Here is a 15,698-nt window from a genome sequence, read left to right on the forward strand (position 1 = left end):
TCGCGCTGATGCCGTTGGGCCGAACGATGTCTGGGCAATGGATTTTGTCCATGACCAGTTGGCTCTGGGCAAGAAGCTGCGGATCCTGACTATTGTCGATACGCATTCCCGCTATTGCCCCGCGACGGATGTGCGCTTCCAGTATCGCGGTGAGGACGTCGTTAGGACGTTGGAACGGATCTGCCGAAAGATCGGCTATCCGAAGACGATCAGGGTCGACAATGGCAGCGAATTCATCTCGCGCGACCTCGATCTGTGGGCCTATTCCAAGCACGTCACGCTCGACTTCTCGCGGCCAGGAAAGCCCACGGACAACGGCTTCATCGAGGCCTTCAACAGCAAGCTCAGGTCAGAATGCCTGAACGCACACTGGTTCATGAGCCTTGCGGACGCGGCCGAAAAAGCTGGAGGATTGGCGCAGACACTACAATGACGACCGACCCCACAGCGCCATCGGATACAACGTCCCGAGCGCGCTGCACTTTCCCGGCGGCGTCACCAGCCCGCCGCCATGGCCAAGGCTGGAAACTCCGGCTTTAGATGGTCCAAAATTGGTAGGCAGGGCAGCATCATCCCACAATTCTCGAACGAGTTGGCTAAGTTGGGGATACGCTACGCGCTTCAACTCTCCGTGCCCGATGCCGGCGCGACACCATCCCTTGCCTGCGTATTGAGGAACGTATGCACGCAAAACCTCCGCCCTGATGTCCAACAATAGGGCACTGAGCAAACCTTGACGGAACAACAATGCTGGTTCGCGCTTAAGTACCATTCGTCGGATATCAACATGCCAACGCGCTAGCCAAGCTGCGACTGGAGCCATACTTGGTTTGACGACCTCTTCGCCCCGAAGCCCAAGGCTTGAAGGTCTGCTTCGGAAATGCTGCACTGCAGCGATATCGCCCGCTGCGGAATGGCCGCTATGGGCTCAAAAACAACGTCGCTCTGCGCCACTTTCCTGTACTGACTGAGTGGAAGCTCGCTCATGCTACAAGGAGTAAAACGCAGCGATGAGTGGACCATTGGCGTCGTCAAGCAGGGGGTCGATCAAGCGCCAACCGGGCCAGGTCAGATCGACCGAAAGACTTCGAGGGCGACCGGTTCCGCAGACGACGTGGCGATGAGCCCGTTCGCAGCGGCTTCGCGAATTAACGCATCGAGAACTAACGGGCGCTCGTAGGGAGTGTCGCGGTCTGCGACGGACCACGAGGCCTGGAGCATAAAAAGCTCGGGGTCTACCTCGGAGCGATGCGCCAGAAGGGTAGCGTTCGACGCGATTGCACCGACCTCCCCAGCGATCAAGCGTTGCAGCGCTTCGCCCTTGCCCGGCTGCGCCCGCACCCGGACGCTGACACTTCGCCTGTCACCGCCGATATTGAGGCGACCGACAGTAAGATTATCAATTTCGACCCGTCGCAGCTTTGTGTGGCGCACAGAGAGCCGCCCGACCGCGAGCGCTCCCACGGCGACGGCACCAAGCGCGGCCGCGCCAAGCAAAATCGTGCCGAAAGACACGACCCCCGCCGCTGCCGCGCCCGCCGCGATGGCACCACGGCTGGAGTTTCTGAGGTCTCTTTTCTTCATCGCCACCAACCGGACCTCAGTAATTACGCCAAGTGTAGGTTGGGGGGAATCTTAGAACGACGCAACACTGAGTGTCGCAGCTCCACGTCCGAGCAAACGACAGGAACGCCCCCGAACAATCTTTCGAGCCGCCGGGACCAATATCGAGCGGCCGTCGAGTTGGGATGCTCTATCACATAAGGACGATTTGCGCGGTCTCCGGTCGAGCGCCGTTGATGCTGCGCGGCGGCCTTCCCGAAAGCGGGCATTAGGCATACGGCGCAGCATTTCGCGCCGACGCGAGTCTGCCTAAGGTGCCCTAACCTTCGGACTGCGCAGTTGTTGCTCGGTCCCTAGAAAATGGACAGCACGGTCCGCTATCTCGGTGTTGACGTGGATGATGCGCTGTCTATCTCCGAGGCCATTGACCTATGACCGTCAGGACGATCGCCTTGCGGCGAGGAAATCGTCGACTAAGCTGCCCTTCGTTGCGGGCCTTTGATAGCAAACAACCTGACGGGATCGGGAGCCAGCAGACGTATATACTGCGCGAGTGAAACCTCGCGCCGGCTAACCGGTCGTCCGTGAAGTCTGTCCTGCACCGCCCGATTTCCTTCACGGTCCAGAGAGGATCGGTATGCCAGCTAATGTGTTGCGCAGGTTGATTGCGTCCCACGGCATATGTTCGGTAATGCCGAGCCCCACGACGTCGCAAGCCGCAGAGACGTCGCGGATGATACGCAGGACCTGCTCGAATGTCATCGACCCAACGCGCTCCGCCATCACGCCCTCCAGCACTTGCCCCGGCACCGCAAAGCCGTGTGACCGGAAGACCTGCGGATCCAGCACGTCGAGATCCAGATGGACTGCAAGATGAGCGATGCTTTCAGTCCGGATCCAGTCCAGGATCTGATCGGAAGATGACGCAACTTGATCCGTGCCGAGCGCCAGCAGTCCCAAAGCCTCGATCTCCTCGGCTTCGTAGGGCAAAAGCCGCGACAGGCCAACCATCATCACCCGCTCACGGTCGAGCGGCATCGCGACTTCGCTCGCCATTTCGGAATCACCGCGCCCCAGCAGGTTGCCCAGCACCATGGTATGCGCGCGCGAGCGGTCGCGGGGGGACGCTACGTCGGGATGCGCGTCGAGCCAGAGGACTCCCAACTTCCCGTTGTGACGTTCGTTCAACCAAGCAAAGGGCGCTTGGTTCACGAGGCAATCGCCGCCAAAGATAACGACCCGCTCCGGCGCATGATCTTCAAGAACGCTGCGGATCTGTTTCATCTGCTCCATCAGAGCAGCGCGTCCGGCAATCCCGCCCTCTAGTGGCAGTGGCATGGCAGAGGGGTCGGGCACAGCGATCTCGACTGTCCTGTCCCCGTTCTGCGGCGCAAGCCATGCAAGCAACCGCGCCCCGAGCGGATAGGCGTGGTTTTCGCCGCCCTGCCATTGCGGCACCACCAGTCGAAGCGTGCCAGATGTCTGCGTCATGCTGCTTACTTGCTCCTTTGATTGCTGGTGGCGACTATACACGACCATCATTCTGGCTGCCCTGCCATCGGAAAGCGCAACCAAGAGCACACGGCTTCGCCTGTAGATGTGGGACGAAGCTGCCGCTCGTCGTTAAGGCCGCCGGGGCAGCGCCCGACGAACTTCTGGGACAAGTCGGCATTCGAACTGCCGGTTGCCGCCACGCGATGCGGACATTTCTACCCTTCGCCAGCGCAGGAAATCTAATCTCGAGTTCACGGGACCAAGCCCCGGAGGACGGATGTTGCCACTCGCTGCAAAGAGAACGAAAGACTGCTTTGGAACTAGCCGCCCGGAGGCGTTCCGACTTAGTCGGTCGCCACAACTTTAGCTTTTCGCCTGCTCGCCTCAAGTTCGGCCATCAGCGACTCAATTCGATGCTTCCTGTCGTTGGCTTCGGCGATCATGCTGACGACGGCCGCGTGCTTCTTTGCCAGCAATGCCAAGGCGTCGGTGCAGGACACGATGTGTTCCCCGGTGCCGATTTCCACATCGGCGATCTCGCGCAGGGTGAAGCCAAGGCCTTGCGCCTGTTCGATGAAGCGCAATAGGGCGACCAGATCCTCGGGATAGTCACGATAGCCGTTCTTGCCGCGATCCGCGGGCGGAATGATCCCCTTTCGCTCGTAAAACCGGATGCGCGAGGTGGTCACGTCGGCAGCTTTCGCGATGTCTCCTATTTTCATGCGAAGGACCCTTGACCTTAAACATAGGTTCAAACCTTATATAGGCTGCGAACCGATAGCAAGGATCGCAGACATGTTCGACAAACAACTCGAATCGACCCTTTTCCAGCCACTCCTGCTGCCCAACGGACAGATCGTCCCGAACCGCATCGCCAAGGCCGCGATGGAGGAAAACATGGCGGATCGCCAGCATCTGCCGGGTGCAGCGCTGCGGGGGCTTTACCGGCATTGGGGCGCAGGCGGGGCCGGGATGCTGATTACCGGAAACGTGATGGTGGCGGCAGATGCGGTCACCGGACCGGGCGGGGTGGTTCTGGATCGACACCAATCGCTGCAGCCGTTCCGGGAATGGGCGGTGGCAGGCAAGGCGCAGGGCGCGCGGATGTGGATGCAGATCAACCATCCCGGTCGTCAGGTCTATGTCGCCACCAATCCGCAAGCGATCGCCCCCTCGGCCGTGCAGGTCGAGATCGAGGGATATTCGCAACTTTTCGCGCAACCTCGCGCCATGACCGAGACGGATATTGCCCGCGTCATAGGTCAGTTTACCGAGACCGCCTCACTGGCAGAACAAGCGGGGTTCGACGGCGTCGAGATCCATGCCGCGCATGGCTACCTGCTAAGCCAGTTCCTGTCGCCTCTGACCAACCGGCGCGATGACCCTTGGGGCGGTAGCCTCGAAAACCGCGCACGCCTCTTGATCGAAATCGTCCGCGCCGTCCGAGTGCGCGTCAGCCCCGGTTTCGGCGTCGGCGTCAAACTCAACTCCGCCGATTTCCAGAAGGGCGGGTTCGAGCCGGCGGATGCGATGTCCGTGGTCCAGATGTTGAATGCCGAAGCCGTCGATCTGGTTGAGGTTTCCGGTGGCAGCTATGAAAGCCCGGCCATGCACGGGCGCCCACAAGAGGAGACGAAGCGCGCCAGCACCCGCGCGCGAGAGGCCTATTTCCTCGATTTCGCGCGCGATATTGTGGCGGTGGCCAAGATGCCTGTCATGGTCACCGGCGGTATCCGCCGCCGCGGCACCGCCGAGGACGCCCTTTCGCCCGAGGATGGGCGGGCTGGCGTGGCGATGGTCGGCATCGCCCAGGCATTGGCCTATGCGCCCGACTTGCCGAAACGCTGGCTTACTGCCGAAATGGCAGTGACAGTTCCCGCAGTGCATTGGAGGCGGCGTGCGCTGGCGGGCCTTGCGACGATGGCGATGACCAAGCTGCAGTTGCGGCGGATGGGCCAGGGCAAGGTTCCGAATGCTGCGGCCTGGGCGCCGGGCATCCTGCTGAGCGATCTGTTGCGCACCCGGCGGCGCAATCGTGGCTATCGCAGCTGGCTGCGCCGGCGCGGCGAAGAGTGAAGGAAGCGCCCATGGGCGTATCCTGCATGCCGTGAGCGATGTCGCGCATTGTGATGAAGCAAGTTTCGTTGACGTCGAACGCCCGACAGGGCGAGATCATGTCCGCCATTGGTCCGCGAACAATGGTCGAGCGCAATGCTCACCCTTCTTGTCGCCACGGCTTTCTCGGCCCGCTCGCGGTGTTGAGCTGGCTGCGGCATCAATTAGGATAATCCGCCCTGCACTCTACCCTGGCGTCAGGGAAGCCCCATCAAATGGAAAGAAAGGATGCGAACCAGATCAATTCCTGAGACGGCCGCTTTCGGCATCGACATCGGCAGGAAGCTGTTCCACGTCGTTGCCCTCACGCTGCCGGTGGTGTGATCCAGCGACCTTCGAGCAGAAGGTCTGCATAACATGAGCACCTGACAGGCACGAAACCGGTACAGGTCCAGCACGTGTCTGCATGCAGATCGAGCGCTACTCCTCATGAGATCAGAGCCGCCGCCGCTGGCCCCTCATGCCCGCCGATGTCCATTTTGGATCATAAACATTATCAACCGCGGACTTTCACCGTCAGTGCGGGCACGCCGGACATATACGGCCAGAAAACAGTCCGCGGGACTGTTTTCCCGGCGATTGGATGCGGTGCCTCAAATCCTGTGGAAGCGGATCTCCTCCCGAGATTCCGACCGCCAGACCGCCAGACCGCCGAAATCTGCATTGCTCTTATAGACCTCTGGCCTGAACCCTCGTGGGAAAGGGGTAGCCCGACCCGGATCAGCCTGCTGCAACGACGCTTGACCAAGTAAGTCTATCAGACGCACGGAATGACTTCTAGCTTCAAGTCCATGTCAAATCATTGATTTGTATTAAAAAAATTTCTTATACAACCTGCGGCGCACTCGACGAACCTAACAGTGAGCAATCCGGTTTCGTCGTAGTGTATCCAGCAGCACACGGAACGCGGGCATCATCTGGCGGCGGCTGGGATAGTAAATGTGATATCCTTCATAGGGCGGCGTCCACTCTTCGAGAACCCTGATAAGTCGACCGGCGGCAAGATCTGCGCTGACAAGAAGTGCAGGCATGTATGCGTAACCAAGGCCGCGCAGGGCTGCCGAGTAGATTGGAGTCAGGCTGTTGAAAACCAGCGGGCCATTGACATTGACCTCCATGGCACGGCCGTTTCGCTCGAACTCCCAAGCATAAATATTACCGTGCGTCGGTAGGCGCAAATTGATGCAACGGTGCTGCATCAGATCCGCTGGAACGGAAGGAACGGGTCGACCTGCCATGTAGCTGGGGGCCGCGACTACTATGGATTGCATCTCAGGACTGATCGGCATGGCGATCATGTCTTTGGCAATAATGCCGCCAAGGCGAATTCCTGCATCGAAACGCTCGGCTACGATATCGATGAGGCCGTAGTCGACAACGATCTCAACGTGGATATCAGGGTAGTCACGGGCCACCTCTGCAAGCGCGGGCATCAGAACTGTCTCGACGGCATACTCATCGCTGGTGATCCGGAGGTTGCCGGCGGGTTTCTCCCTCAGATCCGCCAGCGCTGCCAAATGTTCGTCAAGCTGGTTGAGCATAGGGGCGAAGCCCGACATCAGCCGCTCCCCCGCCGCTGTCAGGGTGACGCTTCGAGTGGTCCGGTTGAGAAGCCGGACACCAAGCTCCGCTTCCAGCTTTCTGACGGTGTGGCTAACCGCCGACGTCGACAGGCCCAGTTTCGCTGCCGCGCCTGTGAAGCTAGCCGCATCGGCGACCGCAACAAAAGTGCTCAGATCGTTCAGGTTCGGCCGTGTCATTATGAAACTCTGTTTCACACTACATCAAATTAATAACACGTAGTGCAACAGACGGTCCAGCCCTACATCTCGCTCTCAACGTAACACCGGGTTGGGAGGCCCGAAGGCAAGGACCGTAGAATGCCAAACAATAGCCCACCCAAAACCGCTGCTTGGCCCGCAATTTTTGCCATTGCCGTTGGCGTGGCCGCGCTCATTACCGCCGAATTGCTGCCGGTAAGCTTGCTCACCCCTATGGCGCAAGGTCTCTCGATTAGTGAGGGCATGGCCGGTCAGTCGGTCTCGGTCACGGCCTTCGTCGCCATCTTCGCCAGCCTGTTCGTCACCACCGCGACCAGAGGCATTGATCGACGCTTCGTCGTCATGGGATTTTCGGTGCTTCTGATCGCATCCAGTCTGATTGTTGCTGTTGCACCGAACTATGCATGGATGCTGGTCGGACGTGTGTTGCTCGGCCTGGCACTGGGCGGCTTCTGGGCGATGGCGGTGTCTCTCGCCATGCGACTGGTTCCCGCATCGGACGTGCCCAAAGCATTGTCGATCGTGTTTGGCGGGGTGTCTGTTGCGATGGTTGCCTCGGCCCCGCTCGGTAGCTTTCTCGGCGGCCTGATCGGCTGGCGTGGCGTGTTCATCGTGGCGGCGGCATTCGGAGTCATCTGCCTGATTTGGCAGGCGATCACCCTTCCCAAGATGCCTCCCCGTGGGAGTGGTAACTTCGCGGCAGTCGTCGCGCTTCTCGGTCGGACTGGTGTATGCTTGCCAATGCTCGCGATCTTTGCCGTCTTTGCCGGACAGTTTTCCGTTTTGACCTATCTGCGGCCGTACTTCGAGCGTGTCTCTGGCTTCGGCGTCGAGGGTGTCTCTTTCGTGCTGCTAATCTTCGGCGTAGCGAACTTCGTCGGAACGTCGCTGTCTTCCATTGCTCTGCGCCACAGTCTTCGCATTACTTTGGCTTTTGCACCCTTGGTTCTGGCCGGATGTGCGATCGGGTTAGCCACGTTCGGCACCATTCCCTTCGCAGTTGTCGCACTAATCGCGATCTACGGCTTTGGTTTTGGCTTCGTCCCGGTCGCATGGTCTACATGGGTGACGCGCGAGTTGGGTGATGACGCTGAAAGCGCAGGAGGCTTGCAGGTCGCGGTGATCCAGTTGGCCAATACCACTGGAGCTGGCCTGGGCGGATACGCGCTTGATCTGGGTGGCCCCTTGGCGCCGATCTTATTCGGAGCCGCGCTCCTCGCATTAACCTCGGCACTGGTCATTGCTGCTGTGCCGCGTCCAATCAGCAGGGTGGCTTAGCGGTATGCCACCTCATATTCACTGTCATTCTGCAGTTACCCTTAAGTATTTATGGGCCAGTCGTCTGCACCACAGCCCGCATCTGTCGACACGACAGTACGCGCGGATCCTGCGGGAATGGGTGAATTCGATAGGCCTGGAACCCAGTGCCTATGGCACCCATTCGATGCGCCGAACGAAGGTGGCGCCGATCTTGATGACGCACTCACCTTGTCAGAGGGAGTTGATCTGTGAACAACGAAATCCCCAATAAGCTGGCAGCCGTGCGGAAAACCGCCATTCGCTGCACTAGCACGATGTGTTGTCATCAAACTTTCCGTTGGTCTCGGACGGCGTGCCTGACGATGAAGGTGCTGTTTGGCATGGCCTTGCGGGAAACGACCGGCTTTGAGGAAGGATTCCTGCGTCTGATCGGCTTGAACTGGAAGGTGCCCTTCGTCGGGCGATCCTTCCACGGAAAGACTCGCTTGTCCTCCTCTGTTCAGCACTCTCACGTCGCCAGAAGACGCTTGCGGTGACCATCCTGTATCGCGGCTCCAGAGGGCAGTTGCACTGCTGATCGACAGCCCCGTTACTGAAGTGGAGGGCGAGCGGCACGCCCGCAAGCATGGCATCGCCAAGTGGCGGGTCTGACGTAAGATCCACCTCGCGATGGATGAGCAAATATTGAAGGTCTTGGCTGTTGAGATCACCCGGATCCATTTCGATGACGGCCTATTCGGCGGGAGAACAGTCCGCCGGACTGTTTTCTGACCCTCCTCTTTGCCCGATCTGCTTTGCGAGATCCCGACGGGTGAGGTGATTGGTAGCTTTACCGCCGATGGTGCCGATCGCCGAGCTCATGATGTCATTTCCCCCCGCAAAAATGCGCAGCTGGTAGGCCGCCGGTGCCGTGGCGCGTAACGAGGCCTTGGGGGCATCATAATACCTCGGACGGGCGCTCTGACGACGATGGAGTCCGCTGCCAAGGGCAGCGCCCATGGCAACGTGATCGGGCTATCGGGGACGCTTTGGGTTGGTGCCTTGCGTCATGTCGCTCTTATGACTGAGGCTGGGTCAAAGGCGGCCCGTGCGGCCAACAGTTCTGAAAGCGCGGCCTCCCGGAAATTTAGCCGCGATGCGGCAATCTGCCCCAAACCGGCGGCGTTAATTACTGTAAATTACCTGCCGATACGAGCCGGACTACTGCCAAATGTGGCATCTTCCGAGGAGCCGGTTGTCCGGAGGCTAGCAGCATTTCCTGACAAATCCAGCGCAAGGAGAAACAGGGCCATGACCCAATCCGACCCCAAAGCTGCCGTCCCGACCGCCGATGAGCTGCGCCTGCTTCATCTGCAAAAAGAGCTGGAGGAAATGGAGCGCCGCGCCAAGCTTCTTGACACCGAGCGTCAGGAGCGCGCCCGTGCCGCCGAGGAATTCCTCAAGGGCGAGGTCACTGACCGTGAACGCGAATTGATCCGCCGTCTTGTCATGAATGCGGTCGAGAAGGGCCAGTTCGAGGTGATGGTTTACAGTTTCCCCTCGAAGCTCTGCACCGATAACGGCCGGGCCATCAACAATGCCGAACGCGACTGGCCCGAGACGCTGCAAGGCAAGGCGCGGGATTTCTACGACCGGTTCAAGGCAAATCTGCAGCCCAAGGGCTACAAGCTGAAAGCGATGATCATCAACTTTCCCGATGGCATGCCCGGAGACGTCGGCTTCTACCTGGATTGGGCGCCGAAGGCGGTGTGATTGCGGCCTGGGATTACTTGCATGCAAGCGAGGTATCGGACGCCAGAGTGTCTGCCAGAACATCCGGCCAGACGGGCAGGACAATCGCCTGCCTCTCATTGCCTGAGCAGGATTGAGTGACGAGGTCTCAGTGAATGGTAGGCATCCCACCGAAACTATCGCCAGAAGAGCGGAAGAAAGTCGAACCCTCTGCTTGGCTGCGCGTTTTGCCAAGCTTGCAAGGCTATCGACCGGGATGGCTGACCTCTGACGTTTCAGCCGGGCTGGCCATTGCCGCTGTGGGCATTCCCAGCGCCATCGCCTATCCGGCAATTGCCGGGTTGCCCCCTGAAACCGGGATTTATGCCAGTATCGGGTCGGTGATCGGCTATGCGCTGGTTGGTCCCTCACGTCGGCTGATTGTTGGGCCGGATGCCGCGACCATGGCCGTCATGGCGGCGGTCCTGGCGACAGTCCTGCAGCAAATGCCGGGATTGCCGCAGGCCGATCTTGTCGGCGCAGCATCGCTTCTGTCGATTGGCGTCGGTCTTATCTGCTTTGCGGCCAGCGCATTGAAGCTGGGCAATATCGCGAGCTTGCTTTCACGGCCCATCCTCGCCGGTTTTTTCATCGGCGTGGCTATCTCGATCATCATCGGCCAGATCGGCCGCGTGACCGGGCTCAAGATCGAATCCGACGGGCTGGTCGGGCCATTGACCGAGTTGATACAGAAGGCGCACAGCATCCACTGGCCTTCGCTTCTGCTTGCCCTCATCATGTTCGCGATCCTGCAATTTGTCAGGATGCGACCGGTGGGCATACCCGGTCCGGTGATCGTCGTCGCCCTGTCCGGGCTGCTATCCGCGATCTTCAATTTCGAGGCCAAGGGGATCAGGATCGTCGGAAACCTGCCGACCGGACTGCCATCTATCGGTTTCCCGGTTCATTCCGGGCTACCCTTTGATGATCTGATGCTGGGCGCGGCGGCGATTTTTGTCGTCAGCTTCGGCGCCGGCATCATAACGGCGCGCAGCTTTGCCGCCCGAACCGGCGAGGACGTGGACCCCAATGCCGAACTGCGTGGTTTTGGCGCGGCAAACATCGTGTCCGGCCTTCTGGGTGGATTTGCGGTCACGTCATCGGATTCCCGAACGGCAGTGAACCTATCGGTCGGTGGAAAGACCCAGCTTGCCGGGCTGGCGGCGGCGATTGTGCTGGCCATCGCTGTCGCCTTCTTTGCCAGCTATCTGCGGATCCTGCCGATCCCGGCGCTGGGGGCAATCCTGATTGCCGCGGCGCTGAGCGTGATCGACCTCGACGGATTGCGGCAGATATGGCGCATCAGCCGGGTCGAATTCGGCTTTGCCTTGATCGCCATGGCCGGCGCGATCAGTTTCGGCGTGTTGCAAGGGGTCGTCGTGGCGATCATCGCAACCTTCGTCTATGTCATCCTCAAGGAGATCCAGCCAAGGGTGGCATTGCTGGGGCAGATCCCCGGACGGTTGGGGTTCTACAAGCTACATCGCTCAGCCGATGTGCAGCCTGTTCCCGGGCTTCTGATTTGTTTTATTCAGGGCAATCTGTTGTTTTTCAATACAGATCACGTCGATGGCCAGCTTCGCGAGATCATTGCCGAACACGCCCCCGACACACGCTGGCTGATCATTGACGCCTCGGCGATAACGCAGATCGACAGCACCGCTATTGCCATGCTTGAGGACCTGCAGCGCGATCTTGAGGGACTTGGTATCCGGATGGGCCTAAGCGAGGTGCAATCAAGCGTTTGGACGCTGCTTGAGCGCTGCCGCTTCAGCTCCCGGCTTGGTCCGGCGATGATCTTTGACGATTTGGATGACGCGCTGCGCGCCTTCAGGGCCGCGGCACCTGAAGCGGCGGACGCAAGGAATGAACCAGCGCCCGCGTAATCGACGAACAGGAGAAGGTCATGGGCAAGAAGAAGGACATCCCGGTCGACACAGTACAAGCGGATCAGGGGGCCAAGCTAGATCGCAAGACCTACGAGAAAGAGATCGCCCGCCTTCAGGTCGAACTTGCCCATCTGCAGGCTTGGGTCAAACACAGCGGGGCGCGCATCGTGGTGATCTTCGAAGGTCGTGACGCGGCAGGCAAAGGTGGCTTGATCAAGCGCATCACGGAAAGGGTCAGTCCGCGGGTGTTCCGCGTCGTGGCCCTGCCGGCGCCGAGCGATCGCGAGAAGTCGCAGATATTCATGCAGCGCTATATCAGTCAGCTTCCGGCCGCCGGAGAAATCGTGATCTTCGACCGAAGCTGGTACAATCGCCCTGGCGTCGAGCGTGTGATGGGCTTTACCCCGGAAGCCAAGGTCAAAAACTTTCTGAAAGGTCTGCCTCAGCTGGAAGCCTGGTTGGTCGGGTCAGGGGTGATCCTGTTGAAATACTTCCTTGATGTCTCGGAGGAAGAGCAGGAGCGACGCTTCCGCCAGCGCGTCGAGGACCCCGTGCGGCAATGGAAACTCAGCCCGATGGACGTCGAATCCTACCGTCGCTGGTGGGATTATACTGCGGCCTATTCCGAGATGATCCGCATGACCGACACCGAGCAGGCACCGTGGTGGGTCATCGACTCAAACGACAAGAAACGCGCAAGGATCAATGCGATCACACATCTGCTGGCGTCCATCCCCTATGAGAGGGTCAAGTTCAAGAAGCCCGAATTCGGAAAGCGACAGGAGCGGCCGAAAGGCTTCGCCAAGGATATCCTGTTTCGCAATGTCGTGCCAAACGTGACCTGACGCCATGCAGGCGTAAACAGGCATGGTGCCTGATCAGCGCACCAGTTCCAATCATGAGGTAGCGTTTTTCGGTGTCACGACGCTGGTGTGCCACCTCATAGGCCATACGCTTGGCCGAATGCGCGCCGGACATGCTGGCAATCTGGCACGATCCCGCTTGCAACCACGATCACGTCGTCACGCTTCAACGGGGGGCACGGAAAATCGCCCCCATAACGCTTCTTCATCAGCCCGTAAGCTTCGCAAGCATTTCGGAATCCACTACTGCAAGCGCCTTGTTGCGATAGCGCTTGTCCAGCGTCACATCCATGCCGAACCAGTCCGGCGGCACGAAAGCCTCCGCAGCCGCCTCCGAAGGAAACTCCACCTCGACGGTCATCAGCGACTTCAATGTTCCGGCATAGATGTCGAGGTCATAGGTCTGACCACCAGGAAGCCCGCCCTTGAAGCGGGTCTTTTCCACCCGCCGACCCTCGGTTTCCGGCCAAAGCGCCTCGAATTGCGCGGCGGTGATCGCCACCTCGCGCTCGGAACGGACAAGGCCCTCACCGCCCTTGATCGAAAGGAAATGGTTTTTGTCGGACTGGCGCAGCCGCAACTCGATCGAATCCTCGGAGGAGGTGACATAGCCCTGCCGGATCTCGGCCGACGGGACGCCGTCGAGGTCGGGCAGGATGCGTAGCAGGAATTTGCGTTCGATTTCCAGCGGTCGGTCAGTCATCCGTCGTCCCTTCCATGCGCGCGCGCAATTCGCGCTGTAGCTCATCATAGGCTTTTGCTGCCGGGCGCGTCTGGGCGAAGGTCGCGACAGGCGCGCGATGTGTGCCCATCCGCTCGATATCGGTTGAGAACGGGACTTCGACCGCGAGAAACCGATCGGGATAGGTCTCACGCATCCGGGCCATGGTCTCGGCATGTAATGTCTTTTGCTTCTGCACCATCGAGAAGAAGGCCACGACCTTCTGCTTGTCGGCCTGTGCATGGTCATCGAGGAAATCGAGAAGCTGCTCGAAGGTCCGCTCGGACAGTGTCGTCGGGATGACCGGGACGACGATGTGATCGGCGGCCTCGAACACGTTCTCTGCCAGCATCGAGATGTTCGGTGGGCAGTCCAGCAGGACGATGTCGTAATCCCCCGCCACGGATTTCAGTGATCGGCCGAGCCGTTCGCGGTTGTGCTTCATGCGGGACAGAAAGACGTCGAAATCACGGAAGCTCATGTTGGCGGGCAGGATGTCGAGATTGTCGAAATCGCTGCCGCGGATCGCCTTGGCAAAGCGTTCGGTATCCTTGAAGAAGGCCTCATCCAGCAGCTTCTTCGAGGGTTTGACGCGGAAATAAAAGCCCGACGCCCCCTGCGGGTCCAGGTCGCACAGAAGCACCCGCGCGCCAGACTGGGCAAAGGCATGGGCAAGGTTCACCGCTGTCGCCGTTTTGCCCACGCCGCCCTTGTTGCTGTAACAGGCAATAATCTTCACATCACGCTCCTTTCCTACGAAACAGGCTGGCGAATTCGCGCCGGGTGGCCGGGCTGTCGAAAGCTTCGAAACTTTTGACAACACGCGCCCGTTCCTGTGCCTGGCGTTGATGCAGGATCGCGATCAGCGCGCCGATACTGGTGGCCATGGCGCGTTCATCCTGCTGTGCCTTGAGCGGGTGATGCGCAAGGAAGTCCTGCAGTGCAGCCTGCTGGACTGAATAGTCGTTAAAAAGACCAAGGTTTTCCTGAAGTTCCCTGAGCGGTAACAGAAGCGCCTTGAGTCGTCCACGCGGGAAAAGCGGCGCGAAAAGCTCGATCAGATAGCGCAGCTTCTTGCAGTTGATCCGCAGCTCATGCACCTCTTCGTCCGGCGTTTCCTCGGTGATCCTGGCCGCGATCTTGCAGACCTTTCGATAGCGATGCCAAATCAGCCCACAGGCATAGTCCTGCGCCGGATGCGCGGCCTCCGGACCCGGTTCCGGGCGGGAGCCTTGCGCGAAGAGGACCTCCAGTTCGGTCAGCGCGATCCGATATTGCGGGCTTTCCAGAAGCTTGACGAACTTGCGATGTTCGCGCCGACGCTCGCGGATGAAGATGTCGAACATCAGTCGCAGCCCGTCATGCAGGGACTCGGGCAGCAAGTCGTAAAAGGCATCGCGCCCTAGCAAATAGACATCCAGATCGCGCAACCGGCCGGTCGGGGTCATGAGATCAGAAAACCGCCGCTTCAGGTCCGCAGTCTGCGCCTCTCCATAGCTGCCACGGAACAGGCTGATGACCGAGCGGATCTTGCGCAAGGCGACACGGTAGTCATGCAGGAATTCGCTGTCATGGTCGGCGATGATCCCGGCCTCGTTCCGGCGCGCCACGGCAAGATGGGTCCGTATGATGTCATTGGCGGCATCATAGGCGATCTCGTCCGGTGCGATCACGGTCTCGGGCTTCGGATCATAGGACTCGTGCTCGGGAAAGAGCATGTCCACCAGGTCCGCGATGCCATGGTCCTTTTCCGGGGCGGGGCCGCGCAGATATGCCGACAACGCCGCGAGCGCCTTGTCATAGCCCCGGAGCCCCTGCAACGAGACCAGCCTCACCGTGCGGCCAGCACCGTCCGGTGTCAGCACAGTGAGATCGGCCCGCGCATGGGTCTTGCCCTCGTCATCCACCAGCGCAAGCTGTGCATGGTTGAGCATGCCCGAGCCGACGACCAGCAGGCTTCTTAGCGGCGAGGTTCCCTTCAGCGCGCGTTTCGTCGGACCGTCGGCCAGATCCGCAACAAACCGCCCCGAGCCTTTGCCTGGCTGGGTCAGGACCTCACTGTTGCTGAGCAAAGTCAGCGTCTCGCCGGTTTCCATCAGAGCCCGGTCGATTTTTCGGATCGACTCGTCATGACAGTCAAGCAGCACAAAGGGTATGTCGTCCTTTGACTCGCTCACCCGTGCTGTCAGTTTCCCGATGCGTTCCTCTATGTTCGGGAACCCGTCGAGAATGATGATGCCAC

The 15,698-nt window shown here is 59.9% G+C and carries 12 protein-coding genes and 4 pseudogenes; 9 read left to right on the forward strand and 7 right to left on the reverse strand.

The features are described from left to right. Window positions 1–512, forward strand: a pseudogene (locus GL300_RS23885) (integrase core domain-containing protein); the annotation flags it as partial. A 556-nt stretch (window positions 513–1,068) separates the two neighbouring features. Here GL300_RS23885 and GL300_RS23890 read toward each other — a convergent pair. Further along, window positions 1,069–1,590 carry a hypothetical protein gene (locus GL300_RS23890; RefSeq protein ID WP_155042192.1) on the reverse strand — a complete coding sequence of 174 codons (522 nt, stop codon included), beginning with the start codon at window positions 1,588–1,590 and terminating at the stop codon, window positions 1,069–1,071. Window positions 1,591–1,881: 291 nt separating this feature from the next. Between GL300_RS23890 and GL300_RS26945 the strand changes: the two are divergent. After that, window positions 1,882–1,998 (forward strand): annotated as a pseudogene (locus GL300_RS26945) (integrase); the annotation flags it as partial. Window positions 1,999–2,178: 180 nt separating this feature from the next. On the opposite strand, the gene GL300_RS23895 reads toward GL300_RS26945, so the two are convergent. Together GL300_RS23895 and GL300_RS23900 are read right to left on the reverse strand one after the other, a co-directional pair. Beyond that, a complete protein-coding gene (locus GL300_RS23895; protein ID WP_155042193.1) occupies window positions 2,179–3,054 on the reverse strand; it encodes an arginase family protein in 876 nt (291 codons plus the stop codon). 347 nt (window positions 3,055–3,401) lie between these two features. Beyond that, a complete protein-coding gene (locus GL300_RS23900; protein ID WP_155042194.1) occupies window positions 3,402–3,779 on the reverse strand; it encodes a MerR family transcriptional regulator in 378 nt (125 codons plus the stop codon). Between the two features lie 73 nt (window positions 3,780–3,852). On the opposite strand from GL300_RS23900, the gene GL300_RS23905 reads away from it, so the two are divergent. Next, window positions 3,853–5,133, forward strand: coding sequence for an NADH:flavin oxidoreductase/NADH oxidase family protein (locus tag GL300_RS23905; RefSeq protein WP_155042195.1), 1,281 nt, complete (start codon window positions 3,853–3,855; stop codon window positions 5,131–5,133). An 893-nt stretch (window positions 5,134–6,026) separates the two neighbouring features. Here the strand turns inward: GL300_RS23905 and GL300_RS23910 are convergent. Further along, complete coding sequence (locus tag GL300_RS23910) at window positions 6,027–6,932, reverse strand: LysR family transcriptional regulator (RefSeq protein ID WP_155042196.1); 906 nt, start codon at window positions 6,930–6,932, stop codon at window positions 6,027–6,029. A 120-nt stretch (window positions 6,933–7,052) separates the two neighbouring features. Here GL300_RS23910 and GL300_RS23915 point away from each other — a divergent pair, with 120 nt between their 5' ends. From GL300_RS23915 to ppk2, 6 genes and pseudogenes are all read left to right on the forward strand, one after another. Beyond that, a complete protein-coding gene (locus GL300_RS23915) occupies window positions 7,053–8,231 on the forward strand; it encodes an MFS transporter (protein ID WP_155042197.1) in 1,179 nt (392 codons plus the stop codon). A gap of 43 nt (window positions 8,232–8,274) precedes the next feature. Beyond that, window positions 8,275–8,424: pseudogene (locus tag GL300_RS27560) on the forward strand (integrase); the annotation flags it as partial. 142 nt (window positions 8,425–8,566) lie between these two features. After that, window positions 8,567–9,153, forward strand: a pseudogene (locus GL300_RS26955) (transposase); the annotation flags it as partial. Between the two features lie 350 nt (window positions 9,154–9,503). After that, complete coding sequence (locus GL300_RS23925) at window positions 9,504–9,965, forward strand: histidine kinase (RefSeq protein WP_155041615.1); 462 nt, start codon at window positions 9,504–9,506, stop codon at window positions 9,963–9,965. Between the two features lie 206 nt (window positions 9,966–10,171). Beyond that, complete coding sequence (locus GL300_RS23930; RefSeq protein WP_211595382.1) at window positions 10,172–11,869, forward strand: SulP family inorganic anion transporter; 1,698 nt, start codon at window positions 10,172–10,174, stop codon at window positions 11,867–11,869. A gap of 20 nt (window positions 11,870–11,889) precedes the next feature. Continuing rightward, window positions 11,890–12,717, forward strand: coding sequence for a polyphosphate kinase 2 (gene ppk2, locus GL300_RS23935; protein WP_155042200.1), 828 nt, complete (start codon window positions 11,890–11,892; stop codon window positions 12,715–12,717). Window positions 12,718–12,943: 226 nt separating this feature from the next. Here ppk2 and GL300_RS23940 read toward each other — a convergent pair whose 3' ends face one another. The 3 genes from GL300_RS23940 to GL300_RS23950 are packed head-to-tail and all read right to left on the reverse strand — an operon-like array spanning window position 12,944 to window position 15,633. Beyond that, window positions 12,944–13,438, reverse strand: coding sequence for a CYTH domain-containing protein (locus tag GL300_RS23940; RefSeq protein WP_155042201.1), 495 nt, complete (start codon window positions 13,436–13,438; stop codon window positions 12,944–12,946). Beyond that, complete coding sequence (locus GL300_RS23945) at window positions 13,431–14,195, reverse strand: ParA family protein (protein ID WP_343043196.1); 765 nt, start codon at window positions 14,193–14,195, stop codon at window positions 13,431–13,433. Before GL300_RS23945 ends, GL300_RS23940 begins: the two co-directional genes overlap by 8 nt. Window position 14,196: 1 nt before the next feature. Then, window positions 14,197–15,633 carry a CHAD domain-containing protein gene (locus GL300_RS23950; protein ID WP_155042202.1) on the reverse strand — a complete coding sequence of 479 codons (1,437 nt, stop codon included), beginning with the start codon at window positions 15,631–15,633 and terminating at the stop codon, window positions 14,197–14,199. Between the last annotated feature and the right edge of the window lie 65 nt (window positions 15,634–15,698).

Origin of the sequence: Paracoccus litorisediminis, from assembly GCF_009711205.1 — a bacterium.
GTDB lineage: Bacteria > Pseudomonadota > Alphaproteobacteria > Rhodobacterales > Rhodobacteraceae > Paracoccus > Paracoccus litorisediminis.

Excerpts from the sequence above, each read along its gene's own strand:
- GL300_RS23905 (WP_155042195.1), top strand. The coding sequence starts at position 3,853 with ATGTTCGACAAACAACTCGAATCGACCCTTTTCCAGCCACTCCTGCTG.
- GL300_RS23910 (WP_155042196.1), bottom strand. The coding sequence starts at position 6,932 with ATGACACGGCCGAACCTGAACGATCTGAGCACTTTTGTTGCGGTCGCC.
- ppk2 (WP_155042200.1), top strand. The coding sequence starts at position 11,890 with ATGGGCAAGAAGAAGGACATCCCGGTCGACACAGTACAAGCGGATCAG.
- GL300_RS23940 (WP_155042201.1), bottom strand. The coding sequence starts at position 13,438 with ATGACTGACCGACCGCTGGAAATCGAACGCAAATTCCTGCTACGCATC.
- GL300_RS23895 (WP_155042193.1), bottom strand. The coding sequence starts at position 3,054 with ATGACGCAGACATCTGGCACGCTTCGACTGGTGGTGCCGCAATGGCAG.
- GL300_RS23915 (WP_155042197.1), top strand. The coding sequence starts at position 7,053 with ATGCCAAACAATAGCCCACCCAAAACCGCTGCTTGGCCCGCAATTTTT.
- GL300_RS23900 (WP_155042194.1), bottom strand. The coding sequence starts at position 3,779 with ATGAAAATAGGAGACATCGCGAAAGCTGCCGACGTGACCACCTCGCGC.
- GL300_RS23925 (WP_155041615.1), top strand. The coding sequence starts at position 9,504 with ATGACCCAATCCGACCCCAAAGCTGCCGTCCCGACCGCCGATGAGCTG.